This is a genomic window from Rhodopseudomonas sp., assembly GCF_048594845.1.
Taxonomy (GTDB): domain Bacteria; phylum Pseudomonadota; class Alphaproteobacteria; order Rhizobiales; family Xanthobacteraceae; genus Rhodopseudomonas.
The window spans coordinates 16915-37060 of record NZ_JBMDXE010000085.1 but is presented as its reverse complement, the minus strand read 5'-3'; the positions used below and the strand labels follow the sequence as shown (position 1 = coordinate 37060).

The following is a 20146-nucleotide window of genomic DNA, read 5'->3' as shown; positions in this document are numbered from 1 at the left end:
GCGGGATTCCGGGTTCGCTCGCTGCGCGAGCGCCCCGGAATGCCGGCGAGCGCCGACACACGCTATGATCTTCCGCAGGCGCGGCCCACGCCTCCCCCCTCCAACGGGAAAGTATTTGTCATACCGGACCGGATGATCATCGAACCGACTGTTCGGGCGCCAGCATAAGGAGGGATTGCAGACATGGCCCGCACCAGGAGGTTCTTGAGATGCGACTGTCTGCTCCTCTTTATCGGCTGAAGCGCGACGCTAAACGGTTGTCGCGCGACCAGAAACTCCCGCTGCATGCGGCGCTCGACCGCGTCGCCGCGCAGCAGGGCTTCGCGCGCTGGAGTCTGCTGGCGAGCAGCCATGCGCGAGGCCGGTCGGCACGCCTGTTCGCGCAGTTGCAACCGGGCGACATGGTGTTGATCGGCGCGCGGCCGGGGCAGGGCAAGACGCTGCTCAGCGTCGACCTCGCCGCCCAGGCGCTGCAGGCGGGGCAACGCGCCGCGTTCTTCACGCTCGAATACACCGAAGCTGAGGTCGCGAATCGCTTCAAGGCAGCCGGCATCGATCCTTCGGCGTTCGCCGGCGCGCTCGATCTCGATACGTCGGAGGCGATCTGCGCCGATCACGTCGTCGCCCGCCTCGCCAACGCGCCGCGCGGCCCGCTGGCGGTGATCGATTATCTCCAATTGCTGGATCGTCGCCGCGACACGCCGGATCTCGCCACACAGGTCCGCACACTGCAAGCCTTCGCCCGCGAGCGCGGAATCGTGTTCGTCGTCATCTCGCAGATCCACCGCTCGTTCGACCCGTCGACCAAGAACTGCCCCGATCTCGCCGACGTTCGCCTGATCAACGACCTCGATCTGCGGTTGTTCTCGAAAGCCTGCTTCCTCCACGACGACGAAATCACTTTTGCGCACGTGAACTAAGCGGGGCGATTAATTCCAGCAGAGGCGAGTCTGCCAGCCACACACACCGTCATTCCGGGGCGCGCGTAGCGCGAACCCGGAATCTCGATGTTGGGACGGAAGGCGGAGTCGCAGAACACTTCGGGATTCCGGGTTCGCTCGCGTTGCGAGCGCCCCGGAATGACGTGCGTAGGGCGATGACGGGCGCGGCGATGCTAGCCCTTGGTGATCGTATCGATCTCCGTTATCTCCTCGGCGCTGAGCTGCCAGCTCGCCGCATTGACGTTCTGCTCGATCTGTTCCGGCGTGGTGGCGCCGGCGATCACGCTGGAGACTTGCGGGCGGCAGGCGAGCCAGGAGAAGGCGAGGTCGAGCAGCGAATGGCCGCGGGCTTGGGCGAACGCCTTCAACTTGTCGACGATGTCGAGATTGGCTTCGGTGAAATAGCGGTCGCGGATCGCCGGCATCTTGGCGAAGCGGGTGTTGGCGGCGATCTCGGCGCCGCGCTGATACTTGCCGGTGAGCAGGCCGCTGGCGAGCGGGAAGAACGGCAGCAGGCCGAGCTTGTATTCCTGCGCGGCCGGCAGCAGGTCCTTCTCGATGTCGCGTACCACCAGGCTGTATTCGTCCTGGCACGACACGTAGCGATGGGTGCCGAGCGCGCGGGCGACGTATTCGGCCTCGGCGATACGCCAGGCCGGGAAGTTCGAATTGCCGATGTAGCGCACCTTGCCGGCGCGGATCAGGTCGTCGAGCGCGCGGAGCGTCTCGTCGATCGGCGTCAGCGGGTCGTAGTCGTGCTGCTGATACAAGTCGATATAGTCGGTCTTCAGCCGCGTCAGGCTGGCCTCGACGGCGGCGACGATGTAGCGGCGCGAGGCGCCTTGCTTGGTGCCGTCTGCCGCCATTGGCTTACTGAACTTGGTCGCCAGCACGATGTCCTTGCGGCGATCGCCGAGCACGTTGCCGAGCACGGTCTCGGAGCCGCCCTGGCCCGCATAGATGTCGGCGGTGTCGAACAGGGTGATGCCGAGATCGATCGCCTTGTAGATCACCTTCTTCGAGGTGTCGGGATCGGTACGCTGGCCGAAATTGTTGCAGCCGAGGCCGACCAGCGACACGCGCAGGCCGCTGCCGCCGAGATTACGAAGTTGCATGATGAGTCCTGTGCGAAATGCGGGAGCGCCGATTGTGGCTCGCGCCGCGCGCCGGAGCAAGGCGGCTAGAGCTCTTCAGCTCTGCGCGCCGCAGTCTCGCGCGGTTCAGGCCGGCTCGAACTGCGCGTCCGGTTGCGGCGCTGCAACGCTCGCAGGCCGCGGCGCGATTGCGCCCTGCACGCCGGCGCGGCGCGCGGCCTCGCACATCCGCCGCACCGAGATCTCGGCCTCGCGCGCGATCGTCTTGCGGTCGGCGGTGTGCGGGATCGGCTCGCCCCAGCTCACCGTGACGTCGATCGCGCCAGCCGAGAGCAGGGCGATGAAGTGCGGGATCAGCTCGGCGTCGCCGTACCACGCCACGCGCTGGCGCAGTTCGCGGCCGATCGGCAGGCCACCGAAGCCGGTGTAGGTCACGGCCATCGGCTGCACGACGATCGCAGAGGGCGCCTCGTCGCCGAGCGCGTGATGCACCGCGCCGATCAACGCCGAGCGGAACGGCAGCACGCGGCTGCCGTCGCTCGAGGTGCCTTCGGCGAACAGCACGATGGCTTCGCCGTCCTTGAGCCGTCCGCCGATTTCGGCAGTGGCCTCACCGGTGCGCTGCCGCGCCTGGCGATCGATGAACACGGTGCGCTGCCACTTCGCCAGCGCGCCGAACACCGGCCAGCCCGCGACTTCGCTCTTGGCGACGAACGACACCGGCGCCATCGCGGAGATCACACAGATGTCGAGCCACGAGACGTGATTGGCGAGGATCAGCACCGGGCCATTGCCGCTGCGGCGGCCGACCTGGCGGATGCGCACGCCGATCAGCCGGCAGACGATGCGGTGATACAGCTGTGGGATGCTGCGCTGGATGCGCCAGCCGTAGCGCAGCGCCAGCAGATGCACGGGAAGCAGCGCCAGCGTCAGCGGCACCATGCAGGCAATCACCAGGACAAAACGGATCATCGCAATATCGCCAGCTCAAAAAGGTGCGGCCCCGGTCAGACGCGGCGACTGACGGGGACCGCTGGGGGACGCTGATCGGCGACGGGGGTCACGACCAAACGCAGGATTAAGCTATCGGTAGTTTGTTACATGGTGGTGACGCGGCGAAATCATGCACGGCATGCGGCTGCGCGACCGAGGCGCACGCTCGCCGCCAGCCTCCACCGCGTCGCCGCACTACGTGAGCGTGCTGCGATGCTGCGCGCGATACAGCCGCGGCGTGGTGCCGACCGCTTTGCGGAAGGCGCGGTTGAAATTCGCCTGCGAGGAAAAGCCCGTCGCATAGGCGATCTCGGCGAGCGACTGGCGATCGGTCGCCAGCAGCCGCTTGGCGAGGTCGAGCCGCTGCCGGCTGACATATTCGTGCGGGGCGCAGCCCGTCGCGGCCTTGAAGCTCCGCGAAAAATGCGCCGGGCTCATGCAGGCGATCGAGGCGAGATCGTTGACGGTGAAGTCGTGCTCGGCCGACGCGCTGATGAAGTCGGTGACACGCGCCAGCCGCCGCGCATCGAGCGGCCGGCTCGCCGCCGGCGTCTGTTTCAGTCGGACAGCCGTGTCGGCGTAGGTATGGACAAGGTGAGCCGACAGCGCCCGGCCGAGGCTTTCCACCAGCAGCCGGCCGGTGGAAGATTCATGGGTGAGCTCGTGCAGGATGCGGTCGGCGACGTGCTCGATGAAGATGTCGTGGTCGATCGCCTCGTAGCGGATCGCGATGCCGGCGGGATCGATATCCATGTCCTGCAGCATGGTGTCTTCGAACGGACGTCCCGGCAGGAAGATGTGCAGGCACTCGTGCATCGGGCTTTCGACCCGGATGAAATCCTCGCGGATTCCCGCCGGGCACAACCACACCGTGCCGCGCCGTCCATGGGTTCGCTGCCTCATCCCGGCGCCTTCGCGGTCCACCACCGACGAGCCGCGTAGCAGCACGGCAATCTCGGTGTCGCGTGGCAGCAGCGACGGCAGAGTGCCGGACTCGTGGCTCCACCGCTCCGCGAGCAGGTTGGCCCAGCGCCGGTCGTTCGAAGTCTGGAGCATTCTGCCGGTCACATATTTATCGACAGAATTGCCGAGCATCCCCATCGTGAATCTCCTCAGATTAACGCGAGTGCAGGCAAGGATAGTCCAGGTAAGCAATTACCATGCCACGGATGCGGCTTTCCGTCCACGGCAGATTTGGAAAACAACCAAGCAGGATTGGAAAAGCCACTAGGCTTTGGGTGCCGCATCCTTGCGCATGTTCTGAACGTGCACATGGAGGAGACACATGGCCCGGACCACTGTCGTAGGCGCCTGCCCCCACGATTGCCCCGACACCTGTTCGATCCTCACCACCGTCGAGGACGGCAAGGCGATCGCGGTGCGCGGCAATCCCGATCATCCGTTCACGCGCGGCCGGCTGTGCGTGAAGGTCAACAACTACGAGGAGCGCGTCTACAGCGACAAGCGTGTGCTCTATCCGATGAAGCGCGTCGGGCCGAAGGGCACCAAGCAGTTTCAGCGCATCAGCTGGGACGAAGCGATCGACACCATTGCGTCGAAGTGGAAATCGATCATCGCCGAGCACGGCGCGCAGGCGATCCTGCCCTACAGCTATCTGGGCACGCAGGGCGTCATCAACGGCCTCAACGTCGGCGATCCGCTGTTCAACAAGCTCGGCGCCACCGTGCTCGAACGCACCTTCTGCGATTCCGGCTCCTGCACCGCCTATCTGCTGACGATCGGCCACACGCCGGGCGTCGATCCGGAAAGCTTCGTGCACTCGAAGTACATCATTCTTTGGGCCTGCAACACGCTCAGCACCAATTCGCATCACTGGCCGTTCATCGAGCAGGCCAAGAAGAACGGCGCCAAGCTGGTGGTGATCGACCCGGTCAAGACCCGCACCGCGCGGCTGGCGGATTGGCATATTCAGATCCGGCCCGGCACCGATGCGGCTTTGGCGCTGGCGATGATGCACGTGATCATCAAGGAGGACCTGGTCGATCGCGACTACATCGACAAGCACACGGTCGGCTACGACGAACTGGCCGAGCGCGTCGCGACCTACACGCCGGAATTCGCCTCGCAGGAAACCGGCATCCCGGTCGAGGACATCCTCAAGCTCGCCCGCGAATACGCCACGACGCCGCCCGCGGTGGTGCGGATCGGCGTTGCGGTGGAGCGCCATGCCGGCGGCGGCCAGACGGTGCGGGCGATCGCCTGCCTACCGGGACTGATCGGCGCCTGGAAGCACGTCGGCGGTGGTCTGCTGCAGCTACCGATCTGGGCCTTCCCGGTGAAATGGGAAGTGCTGATGCGCCCCGAGCTGGCGCCGGAAAAGATGCGTGTGCTGAATTCCTGGCGGCTCGGCGCGGCGCTGACCGGCGAGCTCGGCTTCGATCCGCCGATCAAGGCGCTGTTCGTATACAACGCCAATCCGATGGCGATGGTGACCGAGCAGGACAAGATCGAGAAGGGGCTCGAACGCGAGGATCTATTCACCGTCGTCAGCGAACACTTCATCACCGACACGGCGAAGTACGCCGACATCGTGCTGCCCGCGACAACGCAGCTCGAGCAGAAGGACATCATGTTCTCCTGGGGGCACCTCTATCTGTCCTACAACAATCAGGCGATCGAGCCGCTTGGCGAAGCGGTGCCGAACACCGAGCTGTTCCGCCGCCTCGCCAAGGCGATGGGCATCACCGACCCGAGTTTCTTCCGTACCGACGACGAGATGATCGAAGCCTCGCTGGATTGGACCAATCCGGTTCTGCAAGGGATTACGCTGGAGGACGTCAAGGCCAAGGGCTACTCGCGGCTCAACATGCCGGCGCCCGCCGACTGGGCGCCGCATCGCGACGGCAATTTCCCGACCGCCACCGGCAAGATCGAGTTCAAGTCGACGATCGCGGAGGGCGGCAACTTCGTCGCGCCGTTGTTCCGGCAGGGCTACAATGGCGATCAGGACGGCAGCCCGATTGATCCGCTGCCGCACTACATCTCGCCCAACGAAAGCGCCCGCACGGCGCCGCATCTGGCCGAGCGCTATCCGCTCAGCCTGATCTCGCCGAAGAGCCACGCCTTCCTCAACTCGAACTACGGAAACCTGCCGGCGCAAACCGCGCAGGCCGGCGAGGAGCAGGCGGTGATCCTCAACCCGAACGATGCGGCCACACGCGGCATCGAAGCCGGCGCGCCGATCCGCGTGTTCAACGATCGCGGCTCGTTCGAGGCCTATGCGACGGTATCGGCCGACGTGATGGCCGGTGTCGTAGTGGCGCCGTCCGGCTATTGGCAGCGCTCCAACCGCAAGGGCGCCACCGTGCACGCGCTGACGCCGCCGGCCTTCGCCGATCTCGGCCGGGCACCGACCTTCTCCGACGTGCTGGTGCAGGTCGGACGGCTGTAAGCGCTTGCGCACCATCGGGCCGGCGCCGCGCGGCGTCGGCTGTCTTCTCGTCTCAACACCGGAATTCCGACGATGACTCACGTCGTGACTGATAATTGCAAGGGCTGCCGCTACACCGAATGCGTAACGGTGTGCCCGGTCGAGTGCTTCCATCTAGACGGCACGATGACCTACATCGATCCCGAGAACTGCATTGACTGTGGCGGCTGCGTGCCGGCTTGCCCGGTCGGCGCCATAGAGCCAGACTATCGGCTCGCCGCAGACAAGAAATTCTGGATCGCCGTCAACCGCAAGCGCGTCGCCGAGACGCCGGTGATCACCGCGCGGCTGCCGCCGCTGCCCGGCGCCGACGAGCGCAAGCTTGCGCTGGGACGATGAGTTCGCCGTTTCACGTCGCTGTGGTCGGCAGCGGCCCGAGCGGCTTCTATGCCGCCGAAGCGTTGCTGCGGTCCGGCGTGCCGATCGCGGTCGATATGTTCGAGCAACTGCCGGTGCCTTACGGCTTGGTGCGGTTCGGCGTCGCGCCCGATCATCCCAAGCTCAAGCTGGTCAGCATCACCTTCGACAAGATCGCCGCTTTGCCGGGCTTCCGCTTTGTCGGCGGCGTCACCGTCGGCAAGGACGTGACGATCGAGGAACTGCGTTCGGCCTACGACGCCGTCGTGCTCGCCACCGGCGCCGATCTCAGCCGGCCGCTCGGCATTCCGGGCGAAACGCTGCCGGGCTGTTACTCCGCCGGCGAGTTCGTCGCCTGGTATAACGGCCATCCCGATTATCGCGACCGCAGCTTCGATCTCAGCCACGAGGTCGCGACCGTTATCGGCCATGGCAACGTCGCGCTCGATGTCGCCCGCATCCTGTCTAAGACCGCGGACGAACTGCGCCACACCGACATCGCCGCGCATGCGCTCGAGGTGCTGGCCGAAAGCCGGGTGCGCGAAGTCCACGTCGTCGGTCGCGGCGGCCCCGCGCATGCGAAGTTCGGCGCCAAGGAGCTGCGCGACTTCCTCAGCCTTACGGAATGCGACGCCTGGGTCGATCCGTGCGACTTGGTCGGCGCATCTGACTCCAGCAACGATCCGGAACAGGACGACAAGCTGTCGCTGCTCCGCGGCTTCGCGGAGCAGGCGCTGTCCAAGCCCCGACGCTGTGTCTTCCGCTTCGGTCGCACACCGATCGAAATTCAAGGCGAGCAGCGCGTCGAGGCGATCCGCTTCGCGCGTGGGGCCGATGCGGTCGAGCAGATCGCTTGCGGCGCCGTCTTCAGCAGCATCGGCCGCCGCACGGCGCCGCTGGCCGGCGTGCCTTACGATGCCGTGCGCGGTGTGCATGCCAACATCGATGGCCGCGTGATGAGCAGCGATCAGCCGGTGCAGGGACTGTACGTCTGCGGCTGGAGCAAGCGCGGGCCGAGCGGCACGATCGGAACTAATCGTGCATGTGGGATGGCCACCGCCGAGGCGGTGCTGGCCGATCTCACGACCGGCGGGTCGCGCGCCGGCAAACATCCCGACGCCTTGGTGCCGCAGCTTCGTGCACGTGTGCCGCGCCTCGTGAGCTATCAGGATTGGGGGGCGATCGACGCCGAGGAGAAGCGGCGAGGCGCTGTCGATGGACGGCCGCGCCACAAGTTCGTCAGTGTCTCCGAGATGATCGCTGCGCTGGAGTCGGCGGTGGACGCTTAGGTCGGTTCCTATCTTTGACGCGGGAGCGATAATTTGTCGCGCCGTTCTCTTCTCCCCACGGCGGTGTTCGCGACTGCGTGTTCGCTGGCGAACTAACAGGTCGTAGGCTGCGACATCATCGCTTCTCCTGAACGATGTCGATGCGTTGACTGGCGCGTTTACGCCATGGTCAATTCGTCGAAACAATCCGCCGAGGAGAAGCGCGTGGCAGAAACGATCAGCAAGACAAACCGTCGCAGCCTTTTGAAGGGCGCGCTCGTCGCCGCCGCGGCTCCGGCGCTGATCGGTCCTGCACTGGCGCAGCAGAAGGTCAATTGGAAAGTCCAGGCGCATTGGCCCAAGGCGTCCGGCTCGTTCAACGACAGTCTCGGCGCGCTCGCCAAGCAGCTTGCCGCGCGCACCGACGGCCGCTTCACGCTGGAGACGTTCGGCGCCGGCGAGATCGCCAAGGACCGCGAGATCTACAATGTGGTGCGCCGCGGCGTGGTGCAGATGGGCACGATCTCGCCGGCCTACATTCTCGGCGAAGCGCAGGCGATGGGGTTGCTCTACGGCGTGCCCGGCACGTTGCGCGAGCCTTGGGAGATGATGCATTTCACCAAGAATCTCGGCGCCGAAAAGCTGGTCAACGACGAACTGCGACCGAAGGGCGTGATGATCTTCGCCGAGAAGGCGTATCCGACCGAAGTGGTGCTCAAGCGCAAGGTCAACTCGGCCGCCGAGCTCGGCTCGCTGAAGATCCGGTCGACCGGCGCGATGCTGGAATACTTCGCCGCGGCCGGCGCGTCGCCGCAGCAGGTCGCCGGACCGGAGATCTATCAGGCGATTTCGACCGGCGTGGTCGACGGCGCGCATTGGGGCGCTGCGGTCGGCGCGCTGTCGATGAAGTTCTGGGAAGTCGCGCCGTTCCACATGAAGCCGGCGCTCGGCATCACCAACGACGCCTGGATCATCAACACCGCGGCGCTCGACAAGCTGCCGCCCGATCTCAAGCTGCAATTGCTGTCGCTGATCGAGGAGCGCTACTTCCTGCGCTCGGTCGAGTACCAGCATCAGGAGGCGATGGCGCTCGCCACAGGTCGGGCGAAGATGAACGTCGAAGTCGTGCAGTTTCCTGACGATGTTCTGGCCAAGTTCGCAGAGGCGTCCAAGACGATCCTGCAGAAGGAGACGGCGAAAGGCGAGCACGCTGCCAAGAGCGGCGCGGCGCTGTCGAAGCTGATGTCCGATCTCGGCTACGGCTGATCATTCAGTCAATCCGTCAACCCGCCGCACCGCGACCGCGATTTCGGTCGCGTCGCCTGATGCCGGGCGCGCGGTGCTCGCAGGTCGTTCGGACCTTCCTTTCGCTCCCTGAAAGTCGCCGTATGTTGAAGGTCGCCGCCGCCATCACGCGTCTGAACTATTGGATCGCCAGGATCGCCGCGTGGCTGATCGTGCCGATCTTCGTGCTACTGATGGCCGACGTCATCATGCGCTACGTAGTCGGCAGCGCCGCGATCTGGACCTCGGAGTTCGCGCAGCTGATCTTCGGCGTCTATGCGGTCGTCGCGGGCGGCTCTCTGCTGGCCGAACGGGCGCACGTCAATGTCGATATCTTCTACGGCAAGTTCAGTCGGGTGCAGAAAGCGAGGGTGGATCTCGCGACCTCGTTCTTGTTCTTCCTGTTCCTTGGCGTGCTGATCTGGCAGAGCGCCGATATGGCGTGGGAGTCGGCCGCCAAGCTCGAAACCTCGTCGAGTATTTGGAATCCATACATCTGGCCGGTGAAAGTGGCGATCCCGATCGCCGGCGTACTGCTGTTGCTGCAGGGGCTGGTGCGGATCGCGTCCGACATCCGCACGCTCGCCGGCCAAGAGAACGATCCCGCCACGTTCGGCAAACAGGCCGGCGACGCTTCCTCTCACTGATCGGGCGATCTCGTGTCTGTCGAGCTTCTGACCTTCCTGTTCTTCGGTTCGCTGCTGCTGTTCCTGTTCATCGGCACGCCGCTGGTGTTCACGCTCGGCGGCATCTCGGTGATCTTTCTGTATTTCGCCATGGGGCCGGTCGGCTTCTACATCGTCGCGTCCAAGTTCTGGGACTCGATGACGAACTTCACGCTGATCGCCATTCCGATGTACGTCTTCATGGCGATGCTGCTGGAGAAGTCGGGCGTCGCACAAAATCTCTATCGGATGATGCACGTCTGGTTCGGCGCAATGCGCGGCGGGCTGGCGATCGGCACCGTGATGATCTGTGCAATCTTCGCGGCGATGAGCGGGATCAGCGGCGCGGCGGTAGTGACGATGGGGGCGATCGCGCTGCCGCGCATGCTGGAGCGCGGCTACGACAAGAAGCTGGCGATCGGCGCCATCAATGCCGGCGGCGGCTGGGGCGTGCTGGTGCCGCCGTCGATCCTGATGGTGCTGTACGCGATGCTGACCGAAGTCTCGGTCGGCCGGCTGTTCGCCTCGGGCATCGGGCCCGGCATTCTGCTGGTCGTGCTGGTGACGATCTACATCATCGTGCGCGCCTGGCTGCAGCCGTCACTGGCGCCGGCGCTGCCGCCGGAAGAGCGCGGCGATTGGCGGCTGAAGCTGAGCACCCTGAAGGCCGTCGCGCTGCCAATCCTGATCGTGCTGCTGGTGCTCGGCTCGATCTTCGGCGGCTTCGCGACGCCGACCGAGGCCGCGGCGCTCGGCGTGTTCGGCGCGCTGATCGCCTCCGCGGTACATCGCAAGCTGTCGTACGCGGTGCTGTCGGATTCGGCGATGCAGACGCTGCGGCTCACCGCGCTGATCATGTGGATCCTGTTCGCCGCGCACGCCTTCTCGACCGCCTACACCACGCTCGGCGCCAACGAGCTGATGAACCATCTGGTGTCGCAGGTCCCCGGCGGGGAATGGGGCGCGCTGGTGTTCATCCTGGCGGTACTGCTGCTGCTCGGCATGGTGCTCGATCCTGTCGGCATCATGCTGATCACGCTGCCGGTGTTCATGCCGGTGGTGCAGCTCTATGGCTGGGATCCGGTCTGGTTCGGCGTGATTTTCATCATGATGATGGAAATCGGCTACATGACGCCGCCTTTCGGTTTCAATCTGTTCTACCTGAAAGCGGTGGCGCCGCCGGAAGTCAGCATGGGCGACATCTATTGGTCGGTCATCCCCTACGCGCTGGTGACGTTCCTCGGCGTGCTCATCGTGATCATGGTGCCGCAGATCGCGCTGTACTTCCCGAACCTGTTCTTCGGTATGCCGCGCTGACGGCTTCGGCGGACGGAGCCGCGACCATCCGTGGCTGGGAGAGATCCTCGCCGGATCGAGGGCGGGCGTTGGCTTATTCGCTTGCCGGCGTGACGCGCAGGATGCGGCCGGCGGCGTTGTCGGTGAGCAGCCAAATCGCGCCGTCTGGACCTTGCCGGACGTCGCGGATGCGTTCGTTCAGCGGCTGCAGAATCCGTTCTTCGCCGGTGACCTTGTCGCCGGACAGCGACAGCCGCACCAGCATCTTGCCGGCGAGCGCGCCGGTGAGCAGGCTGCCGTTCCATTTCGGAAACAGCTTGCCGGTGTAGAACGCCATGCCGGACGGCGCGATCGACGGCACCCAGTATTTGACCGGCTGCTCCATGCCGGGCTTCGAGGTGGCCTCGTGAATCTTGGCGCCGGAGTAGTCGATGCCGTAGCCGATCACGGGCCAGCCGTAGTTCTTGCCGGCCGCGATGATATTAACTTCGTCCCCTCCGCGCGGACCGTGCTCGATCTCCCACAGCTTGCCGTCGGCCGGGTTGAAGGCGAGCGCCTGCGGATTGCGATGGCCCCAGCTCCAGATTTCCGGCCTGGCGCCGTCGCGGCCGACGAACGGATTATCCTCGGGCACGCTGCCGTCCGTAGCGATACGGACGATCTTGCCGAGATGATTTCCGAGGTTCTGCGCTTCGTCGCGACTGCTGAAGTGCTCGCCGAGCGTGACGAACAGATGGCCATCGGCGGCTTGGGCGATCCGGCAGCCATAGTGATTGCCGCTCGACAGCGGTCCGTCCTGGCGGAAGATCACTTGGACGGATCCGAGCCCCGGCGTGTCGCCATCGTCCAGCGCGGCGCGCGCGACGGCGGTGCGGCCGCCACTACGCCCGCCGTCGTCGGCGCGCTCGGAGTAGCAGAAATAGATCGTGCGGTTGGCACCGAAATCCTTGTCGGTGACGACGTCGAGTAGGCCGCCCTGACCCGTCGCCCACACGTCGGGAAGACCGGTTACCGGCGGCGACAGCGCGCCCTGCGACGACACCACCCGCAGCCGCCCCGGCCGCTCGGTCACCAGCACGCGGCCTTCCGGCAGAAACGCCAATCCCCACGGATAGGCGAGATTCTCTGCGAAGGTCTTCACCGCGAGCGGGCCAGCCGACGAACTGAACGACGTCGGCTCGCCACTGCTCTTGGTGGCGATCAGGAACGAGGCGATGATCACCGTGGCCGCGGTCAGCGAACCGGAGACCCAGACCAGCAGTGTCTTCATCGAATGGTCTCCACGCGACATAACAGCGGATGCAGTCCGGCGTCGCCGTTGTGCGGCGGCGGCGTAGTCGTTCGGGTGCGGAGTTCAGTTCGCAAATGGCATCGCCATGCTCGACTGTGTCGAGGCGACGGCCAGCAGCAGGATCACGCTGAGCAGGACGACGGCCACCGCCAGCGATGCGGCGACGGCGCGCATCAGCCGGAGTGATCCAAAAGGTTTCGAACGCGGGACGAATCCGGCCTCCGGGCCGGGCGACCGAGTCATGACCAAATCCTCGCAAGCGACGGCGAATCACCGTCACAAGCGAAATCTCCCTGTGATTCCAGGCCTTTATAGGGCGTTACCAGCGAAATCGTGTCGAAATCGCGGCGAAAGGGCCGGAAATGGCTGCTTTCGACTAGGCTTCGGCGGCAAAATCCGCGTGATCATGCGGCGCCGGATCGGGCGTCCAGTCCATGGTGACGAACCCCGGCGTCTGCTCGACCCGCCGCAGCCAGGCGTTGACCGAGGGGAAGGTCGACAGGTCGAAGTCGCACTGGTCGGCGACATGCGTGTAGCCGTATAGCGCGATGTCGGCGATGGTGAGCTGCCCCGCCGCGAAGTAATCGTGGGTCTTGAGGTGATTTTCCATCACCTGCAGCGCCGCGTAGCCGCGCTCCAGCCAATCCTCCAGCGCGTGGGTCTGCAGGTCGCGGCCGCCCTTGACCAGGCACAGCCAGAAATACGCAGAGCCGATGTTCGGCTCGAGCGCGTGCTGTTCGAAGAACATCCATTGCAGCGCTTCGGCGCGGTCCATCCGTGTATCCGGCGCCAGCGAGGTGCCGACGGCCAGATACCAGAGGATGGCATTGGACTCGGCGAGGTAGCGGCCCTGCGCGACTTCCAGCAGCGGCACCTGGCCGCTCGGATTCTTGGCGAGGAAGTCCGGCGTGCGGCTCTCGCCGCGCAGGATATCGACCTCGATGCAGCGATACGGCGCCTCGAGAAACGCCAAGGCGAGACGCGCCTTGTAGCTGTTGCCGGACCGCTGCATCGAATAGAGCTTGTACATCTACATCGCCGTCGATCGTTTGCCGTCGCGCCCGGAGTGTCGGCGCTTGTCGCTGTGGAAAGCGGTCAAACAATGATGCCGATGGCGGCAGGTCGCAAGGCCCCGGGCCTGGAAAAAGTCGAATGCGTGCTGCAGCGCACGCGCCTGCGACGCTGTGCGCCAAGGACAATTGCTTGGGTCACGCTTGTGCGATGCGACCTGTAGCATCGATCGCGTGATCGCGATCATCGAACGCCCGGGCGAACACCAGCCCGTACAGCGTCAGCGAGATCAGGAGGCCGAGCGGGATGGCCGTCATGCCGGCGATGCTGCGCGCCAGCAGCGGCGTTACCCAGGCCACGGCGAGCACCGAGATCTCGGTGCGGCGAAAGCCGCGCGCGACGCCGGCGCTGACCATGAAGGCGATCGCGGGGCCGAGCAGCATCAGGTCGTAGTCGAGCGTGTGCGGCGAGGCCAGCAGCGTGGCGAGCACGAGAAGGGCGCCTCGCACTGCGTCGTCGCAGGGCGTCCGCCAGGCCCACACCGCTCCGGCGATTGCGGCGAGCGACAGGGCGCCTTGGACGCCATACGCAAGCGGAACGCTGCCGCCCCACATCCGGACCGCCGCAAACGCACTCTGGAGCTTCTCAAAGCCGACGTCCCCCTGCTCGAGCAGCAGCTTGCGGGACATCTCGGTCGACGCCGCGAATCCGGACCAGACCTCGATCCCGAAAGCGAGCGTCGCCATGGCAACCAGAGCCGCGACGGCGACGGTCGCGGCCGCAATGGTCCGCCAACGTCCCGCGGCGAGCAACGCCAGCGGGATGACCAGCGCGAATTGCGGTTTGTAGGCCAGCAGGGCGAACAGGACACCGGACAGCACCGGCTGCGGGCGCAGCAGGCACAGCGCACCCCCGAGCAGGCCGGCTGTGAGAAATCCATTCTGGCCATGGCCGAGATTGACGAACACGGCCGGAAACGCCGCGGCGACCGGGAGCCACAATGCCGCTACGGCATCCGTGGAGCGGGCCCGCCTCAGGATCGCCCCGACGACCCCGAGGTAGAGCCCGAATCCGGCGGCCTGCCAGACCGCCAGCGCGAGCCAGTAGGGCAGCAGCGCCAGCGGCGTTGCGACCAGCAGGAAGAACGGCGGGTACAGCCAGCTGAAATACGGCGTGTCCTTGCCGAACAGCTGCTGCTCGCGGGCGTAGTGGGCGGTCGGATTGTAAACGTCGGCGGCGTGGCCCTCGAGCACCATCGAGCCGGCCGCATAGAAGCTGGAGAAATCGGTCCCGATCGGCTTGCCGTTGCGGTCGATCAGTCCATCGGACAGCGCAACCCAGCCAATCATCGCGGCCACGCAGATGCCACCCATCAGCAGGCTGTAGATCCGCGCACGGTCCTGGGTCAGCCAGGCGCCGGTCGCAAATTGCTGCCAGAATCGAGACATTTGCGCTCGCGCAGGGAGGGTGAGGGCGAACCTTATCCGCGGCGTTTTAAGGCTTCCTGAACCGCGCTGGCCTTGCTCCCTGGCGCACCAAGCTTCTTGCGATGCAACGTGCCCCCGCCTAGTGTATGAGCATCCCCGTCAGAAATCGAAGAGTCGCGCCTTCCGCCGGCTCATGACGGCTGCAAGGAGATAACGATGTCGTTCCTGTCCGCCTCGCTTGATCGTGTGAAGCCGTCCGCGACGATCGCGGTCACGGACAAGGCACGCGAGCTGAAAGCTGCGGGCCGCAACGTCATCGGGCTCGGCTCCGGCGAGCCGGATTTCGACACCCCGGCGAACATCAAGCTGGCGGCGATCCACGCGATCGAGGCCGGCAAGACCAAGTACACCGCGGTCGACGGCATTCCGGAGCTGAAGCAGGCGATCATCGACAAGTTTCAGCGCGAGAATGGTCTGACCTACAAGCCGAACCAGATCATCGTCGGTACCGGCGGCAAGCAGGTGCTGTACAACGCGCTGATGGCGACCATCAATCCGGGCGACGAGGTGATCATCCCGGCGCCGTATTGGGTCAGCTATCCGGAGATGGTCGCGCTCGCCGGTGGTGAGAGCGTGCCGGTGGTGTGCACCGCCGAGCACGGTTTCAAGCTGCAGGCGGCCGCGCTCGACGCGGCCATCACGCCGAAGACCAAGTGGATCATCCTCAACTCGCCGTCGAATCCGACCGGCGCGGCCTATTCGCGTGAGGAGCTCAAGGCGCTCACCGACGTGCTGGTCAAGCATCCGCATGTCTGGGTGATGACCGACGACATGTACGAGCATCTCGTCTATGACGACTTCAAGTTCACCACGCCGGCGCAGATCGAACCGAAGCTGTTCGATCGCACGCTGACCGTGAATGGCGTGTCGAAGTCGTATTGCATGACCGGCTGGCGCATCGGCTATGCTGGCGGTCCGGCGCCGCTGATCAAGGCGATGTCGACGATCCAGTCGCAGTCGACCTCGAACCCGTCGTCGATCGCCCAATGGGCCGCGGTCGAAGCGCTCAACGGTCCGCAGGATTTCATCGCCGCTCACAACAAGGTGTTCAAGGAGCGCCGCGACCTCGTGGTGTCGATGCTGAACCAGGCCACCGGAATCGATTGTCCGCGGCCGGAAGGCGCGTTCTACGTGTATCCGTCCTGCGCCGGCACAATCGGCAAGACCGCCCCGTCGGGCAAGAAGATCGAGACCGACCAGGACTTCGTCACCGAACTGCTCGAAGCCGAAGGCGTCGCGGTGGTGCAGGGCTCGGCGTTCGGCCTCGGCCCGGCGTTCCGCATCTCCTACGCCACCAAAACGTCGGATCTGGAGGACGCCTGCAAGCGGATCCAGCGCTTCTGCGGAAATCTGCGTTGATCGCTCAACCGCGCGTTCATTAAAAATCGGCAAGATCCACTGGATTTAATCTGGTGTCGCGGAACTGCCTTGTTTTGGACAAGACAGTTCCTTCTTGTCGCCGCCGTACAATTCAATCCCCGAAATGCGGAGTTCTGTTCAATGTCCATCTCAAGACTGTTCGGTGTTGCTGCAGTCGCGCTCGTCGCAACCGTTGCCAGCGCAAGCGCGCAGGAGCGGGTGCAGGTCGGCGTGATCGAATGCGCCGGTGGCCCGAACGTCGGCTACGTCGTCGGCTCGACCACTCAGCTGGAATGCGTGTTCAAGACCGACGGCCGTCGGCCGGAGCCCTACGTCGCCACGGTGCAGCGTATTGGCGTCGACCTCGGCTTTACCCAGAACACCGGCCTCGCCTGGGCCGTCTATGCCCCGACCCGTCAGATCGGTCGCGGTGACCTCGCCGGCAGCTTCGGCGGCGTCGGCGCCAACGCCTCGTTCGGCGTCGGCTTCGGCGGCAACCTGCTGATCGGTGGCTCGGGCAATGCGTATGCGCTGCAGCCGCTCAGCCTGCAGGGCCAGACCGGCCTCAACGCGACCGCGGGTATCGTCGATGTGCAGCTGCGCGCCGTCGAGATGCCGCGCAAGTATCGCAAGCACAAGCGTCACCATCGCCACCACCGCTGATCATCGCTGCACGACAGCGATGTGACGAAGGGCCCGCCTCGTGCGGGCCCTTTTGTTTTGGTGCTGCGCGTTTTGGACGATCGGGAACTGTCATTGAAGATTCACCGGCGCTGTGACTAGATGCGAACTGCTTCGCATGCAGCGGCGCACCGGCCGGATCGCGACGATCTGCGGCATCGGTCGGGCCTCGAAATATCTGCGAACTATCCGCAAACTATCTGCATCACGTCGAACCGGAGAAAACCATATGCGCCGCTTATCGCTTCTGCTCGGTGCCGCCGCCACCCTGATCGCCAGCGCCGCCCACGCCCAGAGCCGCGTGCAAGTCGGCGTGCTCGAGTGCCGCGGTGGTGCCAGCATGGGCTTCATCGTCGGCTCGGTCACCAATCTGGGTTGCGTGCTGCACGTCAACGGCCGTCCGGATACGCCTTACGTCGCCACCATCCGCAAGGTCGGCCTCGACATCGGCCTGACCGAGCAGACCGCGCTCGCCTGGGGCGTGTTCGCGCCGGTCGAGCGCTTCGGTCCCGGCGACCTCGCCGGCAACTACGCGGGCGCGCAGGGCTCGGCCGCGATCGGCGTCGGCGCCGGCGCAAACGTCCTGGTCGGTGGTTCGTCGAATTCGATCGCGCTGCAGCCGCTCAGCCTGCAGGGCCAGACCGGCGTCAACGTGGCGGTCGGCCTGCAGGAACTCGAGCTGCGGCCGGGTCGCTAACTAATCGCATCGCTGCGGCGCAACGTGCGTGCGCCGCAGCGATGATTTGATGCTGTCCTTGATCCTGCTCAAGCCGGTCGTAGAGACATCGTAATTTTTCGCGCTTGCCAAGCGTCGTTCATTGCGGAAGCATCTCGTCTTGCCGACCCAATCACGGGCCGAGCTCCAGAAGAAGGAGGCGGCGATGGGACAAGACGTCAGAAGTCCCCGTGGTCCCCGGTGCATCGCACTGGTGGGCCCATTCCAAAGCGGAAAAACCACACTACTCGAAGCGATCCTGGCCCGTACCGGCGCCGTGCCGCGTGCCGGTTCGGTCGATGCCGGCACCTCGGTGGGCGATGCCAGCCCGGAGGCGCGGCATCACAAGATGGGGCTCGGCCTCACTGCGGTCACCACGCAGTTCATGGGAGAGACCTACACCTTCCTCGATTGTCCCGGCTCCGTCGAATTCGCGCACGACATGCGCGCGGCGCTGCCCGCCGTCGACGCCGCGATCGTGGTGTGTGAAGCCGACGAGCGCAAGCTGCCGCAGTTGCAGCTGATCCTGCGCGAACTCGAAGACCTCGGCATTCCGCGCTTTCTGTTCCTCAACAAGATCGATCGCGCCAACAAGCGTATTCGCGAAGTGCTCGACAGCCTGCAGCCGGCGTCGCGTATTCCGCTGGTGCTGCGCCAGATCCCGATCTGGAACGGCGAACTGATCGCCGGCTATGTCGACCTCGCGCTGGAGCGCGCCTTCGTCTATCGCGAGCACAAACCATCCGAAGTCATCGCGCTCGAAGGCGGTGATCTCGATCGCGAGAAGGAAGCACGCTTCTCGATGCTGGAGAAGCTCGCCGATCACGACGACTCGCTGATGGAGCAGTTGCTCGAAGACATTCCGCCGCCGCGCGACGCAGTGTTCGACGATCTGGCGCGCGAGCTGCGCGAAGGCCTGATCTGCCCGGTGCTACTCGGCTCGGCATTGCGCGAGAACGGCGTGATGCGTCTGCTTAAAGCGCTGCGCCACGAAGCGCCCGATATCGCCGAGACCGCGGCGCGCCTCGGTGTCGCCTCCGCCAAGGAGGCGGTCGGCTACGTGTTCAAGACTAATCACCTGCAGCACGGCGGCAAGCTGTCGCTCGCCCGCGTGTTCACCGGCACGCTCAACGACGGCGACAACGTATTGTCGGCGGCCGGCGAGTCGGCGCGCGTCTCGGGCATTCAGGCGGTGGGTGGCGGACATGATAGTAAGCGTCCTTCCGCCACGGCCGGCGACGTCGTCGCGCTCGGCAAGCTCGATAGCATCAAGACCGGTGACACCTTCGGTAACGGCAAGACCGCGCCGTCGGCGCTGGTCGAGATCGCCGCCGCCCCGCCGGTGCTGGCGATGGCGCTCGCCGCCGCCGACCGCAAGGACGACGTCAAGCTCGGCCAGTCGCTGCAGCGTCTCGCCGAGGAAGACCCGTCGCTCACCGTGATCCACGATCCGCAGACCCACGATATCGTGCTTTGGGGGCAGGGCGAGATGCATCTGCGCGTGGCGCTGGAGCGGCTCAAGGACCGCTACGGCGTCAGCGTCAAATCGCATCCGCCGGCGATCGGCTATCGCGAGACCATCCGCAAATCCGTCACCCAGCGCGGCCGGCACAAGAAGCAGTCGGGCGGCCACGGCCAGTTCGGCGATGTCGTGCTCGACATCAAGCCGCTGCCGCGTGGTGATGGCTTCGTATTCGCCGAGAGGGTGGTGGGCGGCGCGGTGCCGCGCAACTACATCGGCGCGGTCGAGGAGGGCGCGGCCGACGCGCTGCGGATGGGGCCGCTCGGCTTCCCGGTGGTCGACGTCCATGTCACGCTGACCGACGGCTCGTATCACAGCGTCGACTCCTCCGATCAGGCGTTCCGCACCGCGGCGCGGATCGGCATTACCGAGGCGCTGCCGCAGTGTCAGCCGGTGCTGCTGGAGCCGATCCACAATGTCGAGATCGTCTGCCCGACCGAAGCCACCGCCAAGGTCAACGCCATCCTGTCCGGGCGGCGGGGCCAGATCCTCGGCTTCGACACCCGCGACGGCTGGTCTGGCTGGGACGTGGTGCGGGCCACCATGCCTGAGGCCGAGATCGGCGACCTGATCGTCGAGCTGCGCTCGGCCACCGCCGGCGCCGGCAGCTTCACCCGCAGCTTCGACCACATGGCCGAGGTGTCCGGGCGGACCGCCGACCAGATCATCGCGGCGCACCGCCAGGTTGCCGCCTGACCGACCGTCGTTAGAGACGAAACGGCTTCAATGAT

General features: G+C 65.4%; 18 protein-coding genes. 11 read left to right on the top strand and 7 right to left on the bottom strand.

From position 1 onward, the window contains the following. Positions 1 to 209 precede the first annotated feature (209 nt). Positions 210 to 920, top strand: coding sequence for a DNA helicase (locus tag ACOJTD_RS05300; RefSeq protein ID WP_420131884.1), 711 nt, complete (start codon positions 210 to 212; stop codon positions 918 to 920). Positions 921 to 1114: 194 nt separating this feature from the next. Here the strand turns inward: ACOJTD_RS05300 and ACOJTD_RS05295 are convergent, their stop codons facing one another. From ACOJTD_RS05295 to ACOJTD_RS05285, 3 genes are all read right to left on the bottom strand, one after another. Continuing rightward, positions 1115 to 2056 (bottom strand): aldo/keto reductase, encoded by a 942-nt coding sequence (locus tag ACOJTD_RS05295; protein WP_420131883.1) that lies wholly within the window; start codon positions 2054 to 2056, stop codon positions 1115 to 1117. Between the two features lie 105 nt (positions 2057 to 2161). After that, the gene (locus tag ACOJTD_RS05290) at positions 2162 to 3007 is read right to left on the bottom strand and encodes a lysophospholipid acyltransferase family protein (protein ID WP_420131882.1); all 846 of its coding nucleotides are present in this window, start codon (positions 3005 to 3007) and stop codon (positions 2162 to 2164) included. Between the two features lie 216 nt (positions 3008 to 3223). Next, complete coding sequence (locus tag ACOJTD_RS05285; protein ID WP_420131881.1) at positions 3224 to 4084, bottom strand: helix-turn-helix domain-containing protein; 861 nt, start codon at positions 4082 to 4084, stop codon at positions 3224 to 3226. Positions 4085 to 4313: 229 nt separating this feature from the next. Between ACOJTD_RS05285 and ACOJTD_RS05280 the strand changes: the two genes are divergently transcribed. From ACOJTD_RS05280 to ACOJTD_RS05255, 6 genes are all read left to right on the top strand, one after another. After that, positions 4314 to 6440, top strand: coding sequence for a molybdopterin-containing oxidoreductase family protein (locus tag ACOJTD_RS05280; RefSeq protein WP_420131880.1), 2127 nt, complete (start codon positions 4314 to 4316; stop codon positions 6438 to 6440). Positions 6441 to 6512: 72 nt separating this feature from the next. After that, complete coding sequence (locus ACOJTD_RS05275; RefSeq protein ID WP_031336192.1) at positions 6513 to 6818, top strand: ferredoxin family protein; 306 nt, start codon at positions 6513 to 6515, stop codon at positions 6816 to 6818. Continuing rightward, positions 6815 to 8125: an FAD-dependent oxidoreductase gene (locus ACOJTD_RS05270; protein WP_420131879.1), complete on the top strand. Its 1311-nt coding sequence runs from the start codon at positions 6815 to 6817 to the stop codon at positions 8123 to 8125. The genes ACOJTD_RS05275 and ACOJTD_RS05270 overlap by 4 nt, the downstream gene beginning before the upstream one ends. Before the next feature lie 204 nt (positions 8126 to 8329). After that, positions 8330 to 9370, top strand: coding sequence for a TRAP transporter substrate-binding protein DctP (gene dctP, locus ACOJTD_RS05265; RefSeq protein ID WP_420131878.1), 1041 nt, complete (start codon positions 8330 to 8332; stop codon positions 9368 to 9370). A 122-nt stretch (positions 9371 to 9492) separates the two neighbouring features. Then, entirely contained in the window at positions 9493 to 10035 is a 543-nt protein-coding gene (locus tag ACOJTD_RS05260) for a TRAP transporter small permease subunit (protein ID WP_420131877.1), read from the top strand. Between the two features lie 12 nt (positions 10036 to 10047). Next, positions 10048 to 11370 (top strand): TRAP transporter large permease, encoded by a 1323-nt coding sequence (locus ACOJTD_RS05255; RefSeq protein ID WP_420131876.1) that lies wholly within the window; start codon positions 10048 to 10050, stop codon positions 11368 to 11370. A gap of 73 nt (positions 11371 to 11443) precedes the next feature. On the opposite strand, the gene ACOJTD_RS05250 is transcribed toward ACOJTD_RS05255, so the two are convergent. The 4 genes from ACOJTD_RS05250 to ACOJTD_RS05235 form a co-directional block, all read right to left on the bottom strand. Next, positions 11444 to 12619, bottom strand: coding sequence for a PQQ-dependent sugar dehydrogenase (locus ACOJTD_RS05250; RefSeq protein ID WP_420131875.1), 1176 nt, complete (start codon positions 12617 to 12619; stop codon positions 11444 to 11446). An 84-nt stretch (positions 12620 to 12703) separates the two neighbouring features. Then, the gene (locus tag ACOJTD_RS05245; RefSeq protein ID WP_254985435.1) at positions 12704 to 12883 is read right to left on the bottom strand and encodes an HtrA2 peptidase; all 180 of its coding nucleotides are present in this window, start codon (positions 12881 to 12883) and stop codon (positions 12704 to 12706) included. Positions 12884 to 13016: 133 nt separating this feature from the next. After that, positions 13017 to 13670, bottom strand: coding sequence for a glutathione S-transferase family protein (locus ACOJTD_RS05240; protein ID WP_420131874.1), 654 nt, complete (start codon positions 13668 to 13670; stop codon positions 13017 to 13019). Positions 13671 to 13848: 178 nt separating this feature from the next. After that, complete coding sequence (locus ACOJTD_RS05235; protein WP_420131873.1) at positions 13849 to 15099, bottom strand: glycosyltransferase family 87 protein; 1251 nt, start codon at positions 15097 to 15099, stop codon at positions 13849 to 13851. Between the two features lie 195 nt (positions 15100 to 15294). Here ACOJTD_RS05235 and ACOJTD_RS05230 point away from each other — a divergent pair, with 195 nt between their 5' ends. From ACOJTD_RS05230 to ACOJTD_RS05215, 4 genes are all read left to right on the top strand, one after another. Continuing rightward, positions 15295 to 16497: a pyridoxal phosphate-dependent aminotransferase gene (locus ACOJTD_RS05230; RefSeq protein ID WP_420131872.1), complete on the top strand. Its 1203-nt coding sequence runs from the start codon at positions 15295 to 15297 to the stop codon at positions 16495 to 16497. Between the two features lie 141 nt (positions 16498 to 16638). Further along, a complete protein-coding gene (locus tag ACOJTD_RS05225; protein WP_254985433.1) occupies positions 16639 to 17160 on the top strand; it encodes a DUF992 domain-containing protein in 522 nt (173 codons plus the stop codon). Between the two features lie 247 nt (positions 17161 to 17407). Further along, positions 17408 to 17875 (top strand): DUF992 domain-containing protein, encoded by a 468-nt coding sequence (locus ACOJTD_RS05220; RefSeq protein WP_420131871.1) that lies wholly within the window; start codon positions 17408 to 17410, stop codon positions 17873 to 17875. A gap of 184 nt (positions 17876 to 18059) precedes the next feature. Next, a complete protein-coding gene (locus ACOJTD_RS05215) occupies positions 18060 to 20111 on the top strand; it encodes an elongation factor G (protein WP_420131870.1) in 2052 nt (683 codons plus the stop codon). Positions 20112 to 20146 lie beyond the last annotated feature (35 nt).

Bases quoted from the DNA above. Each gene is read 5' to 3' on its own strand.
- ACOJTD_RS05300 (WP_420131884.1), top strand. From the start codon at position 210: ATGCGACTGTCTGCTCCTCTTTATCGGCTGAAGCGCGACGCTAAACGG.
- ACOJTD_RS05295 (WP_420131883.1), bottom strand. From the start codon at position 2,056: ATGCAACTTCGTAATCTCGGCGGCAGCGGCCTGCGCGTGTCGCTGGTC.
- ACOJTD_RS05290 (WP_420131882.1), bottom strand. From the start codon at position 3,007: ATGATCCGTTTTGTCCTGGTGATTGCCTGCATGGTGCCGCTGACGCTG.
- ACOJTD_RS05285 (WP_420131881.1), bottom strand. From the start codon at position 4,084: ATGCTCCAGACTTCGAACGACCGGCGCTGGGCCAACCTGCTCGCGGAG.
- ACOJTD_RS05280 (WP_420131880.1), top strand. From the start codon at position 4,314: ATGGCCCGGACCACTGTCGTAGGCGCCTGCCCCCACGATTGCCCCGAC.
- ACOJTD_RS05275 (WP_031336192.1), top strand. From the start codon at position 6,513: ATGACTCACGTCGTGACTGATAATTGCAAGGGCTGCCGCTACACCGAA.
- ACOJTD_RS05270 (WP_420131879.1), top strand. From the start codon at position 6,815: ATGAGTTCGCCGTTTCACGTCGCTGTGGTCGGCAGCGGCCCGAGCGGC.
- ACOJTD_RS05260 (WP_420131877.1), top strand. From the start codon at position 9,493: ATGTTGAAGGTCGCCGCCGCCATCACGCGTCTGAACTATTGGATCGCC.
- ACOJTD_RS05250 (WP_420131875.1), bottom strand. From the start codon at position 12,619: ATGAAGACACTGCTGGTCTGGGTCTCCGGTTCGCTGACCGCGGCCACG.
- ACOJTD_RS05245 (WP_254985435.1), bottom strand. From the start codon at position 12,883: ATGACTCGGTCGCCCGGCCCGGAGGCCGGATTCGTCCCGCGTTCGAAA.
- ACOJTD_RS05240 (WP_420131874.1), bottom strand. From the start codon at position 13,670: ATGTACAAGCTCTATTCGATGCAGCGGTCCGGCAACAGCTACAAGGCG.
- ACOJTD_RS05235 (WP_420131873.1), bottom strand. From the start codon at position 15,099: ATGTCTCGATTCTGGCAGCAATTTGCGACCGGCGCCTGGCTGACCCAG.
- ACOJTD_RS05230 (WP_420131872.1), top strand. From the start codon at position 15,295: ATGTCGTTCCTGTCCGCCTCGCTTGATCGTGTGAAGCCGTCCGCGACG.
- ACOJTD_RS05225 (WP_254985433.1), top strand. From the start codon at position 16,639: ATGTCCATCTCAAGACTGTTCGGTGTTGCTGCAGTCGCGCTCGTCGCA.
- ACOJTD_RS05220 (WP_420131871.1), top strand. From the start codon at position 17,408: ATGCGCCGCTTATCGCTTCTGCTCGGTGCCGCCGCCACCCTGATCGCC.
- ACOJTD_RS05215 (WP_420131870.1), top strand. From the start codon at position 18,060: ATGGGACAAGACGTCAGAAGTCCCCGTGGTCCCCGGTGCATCGCACTG.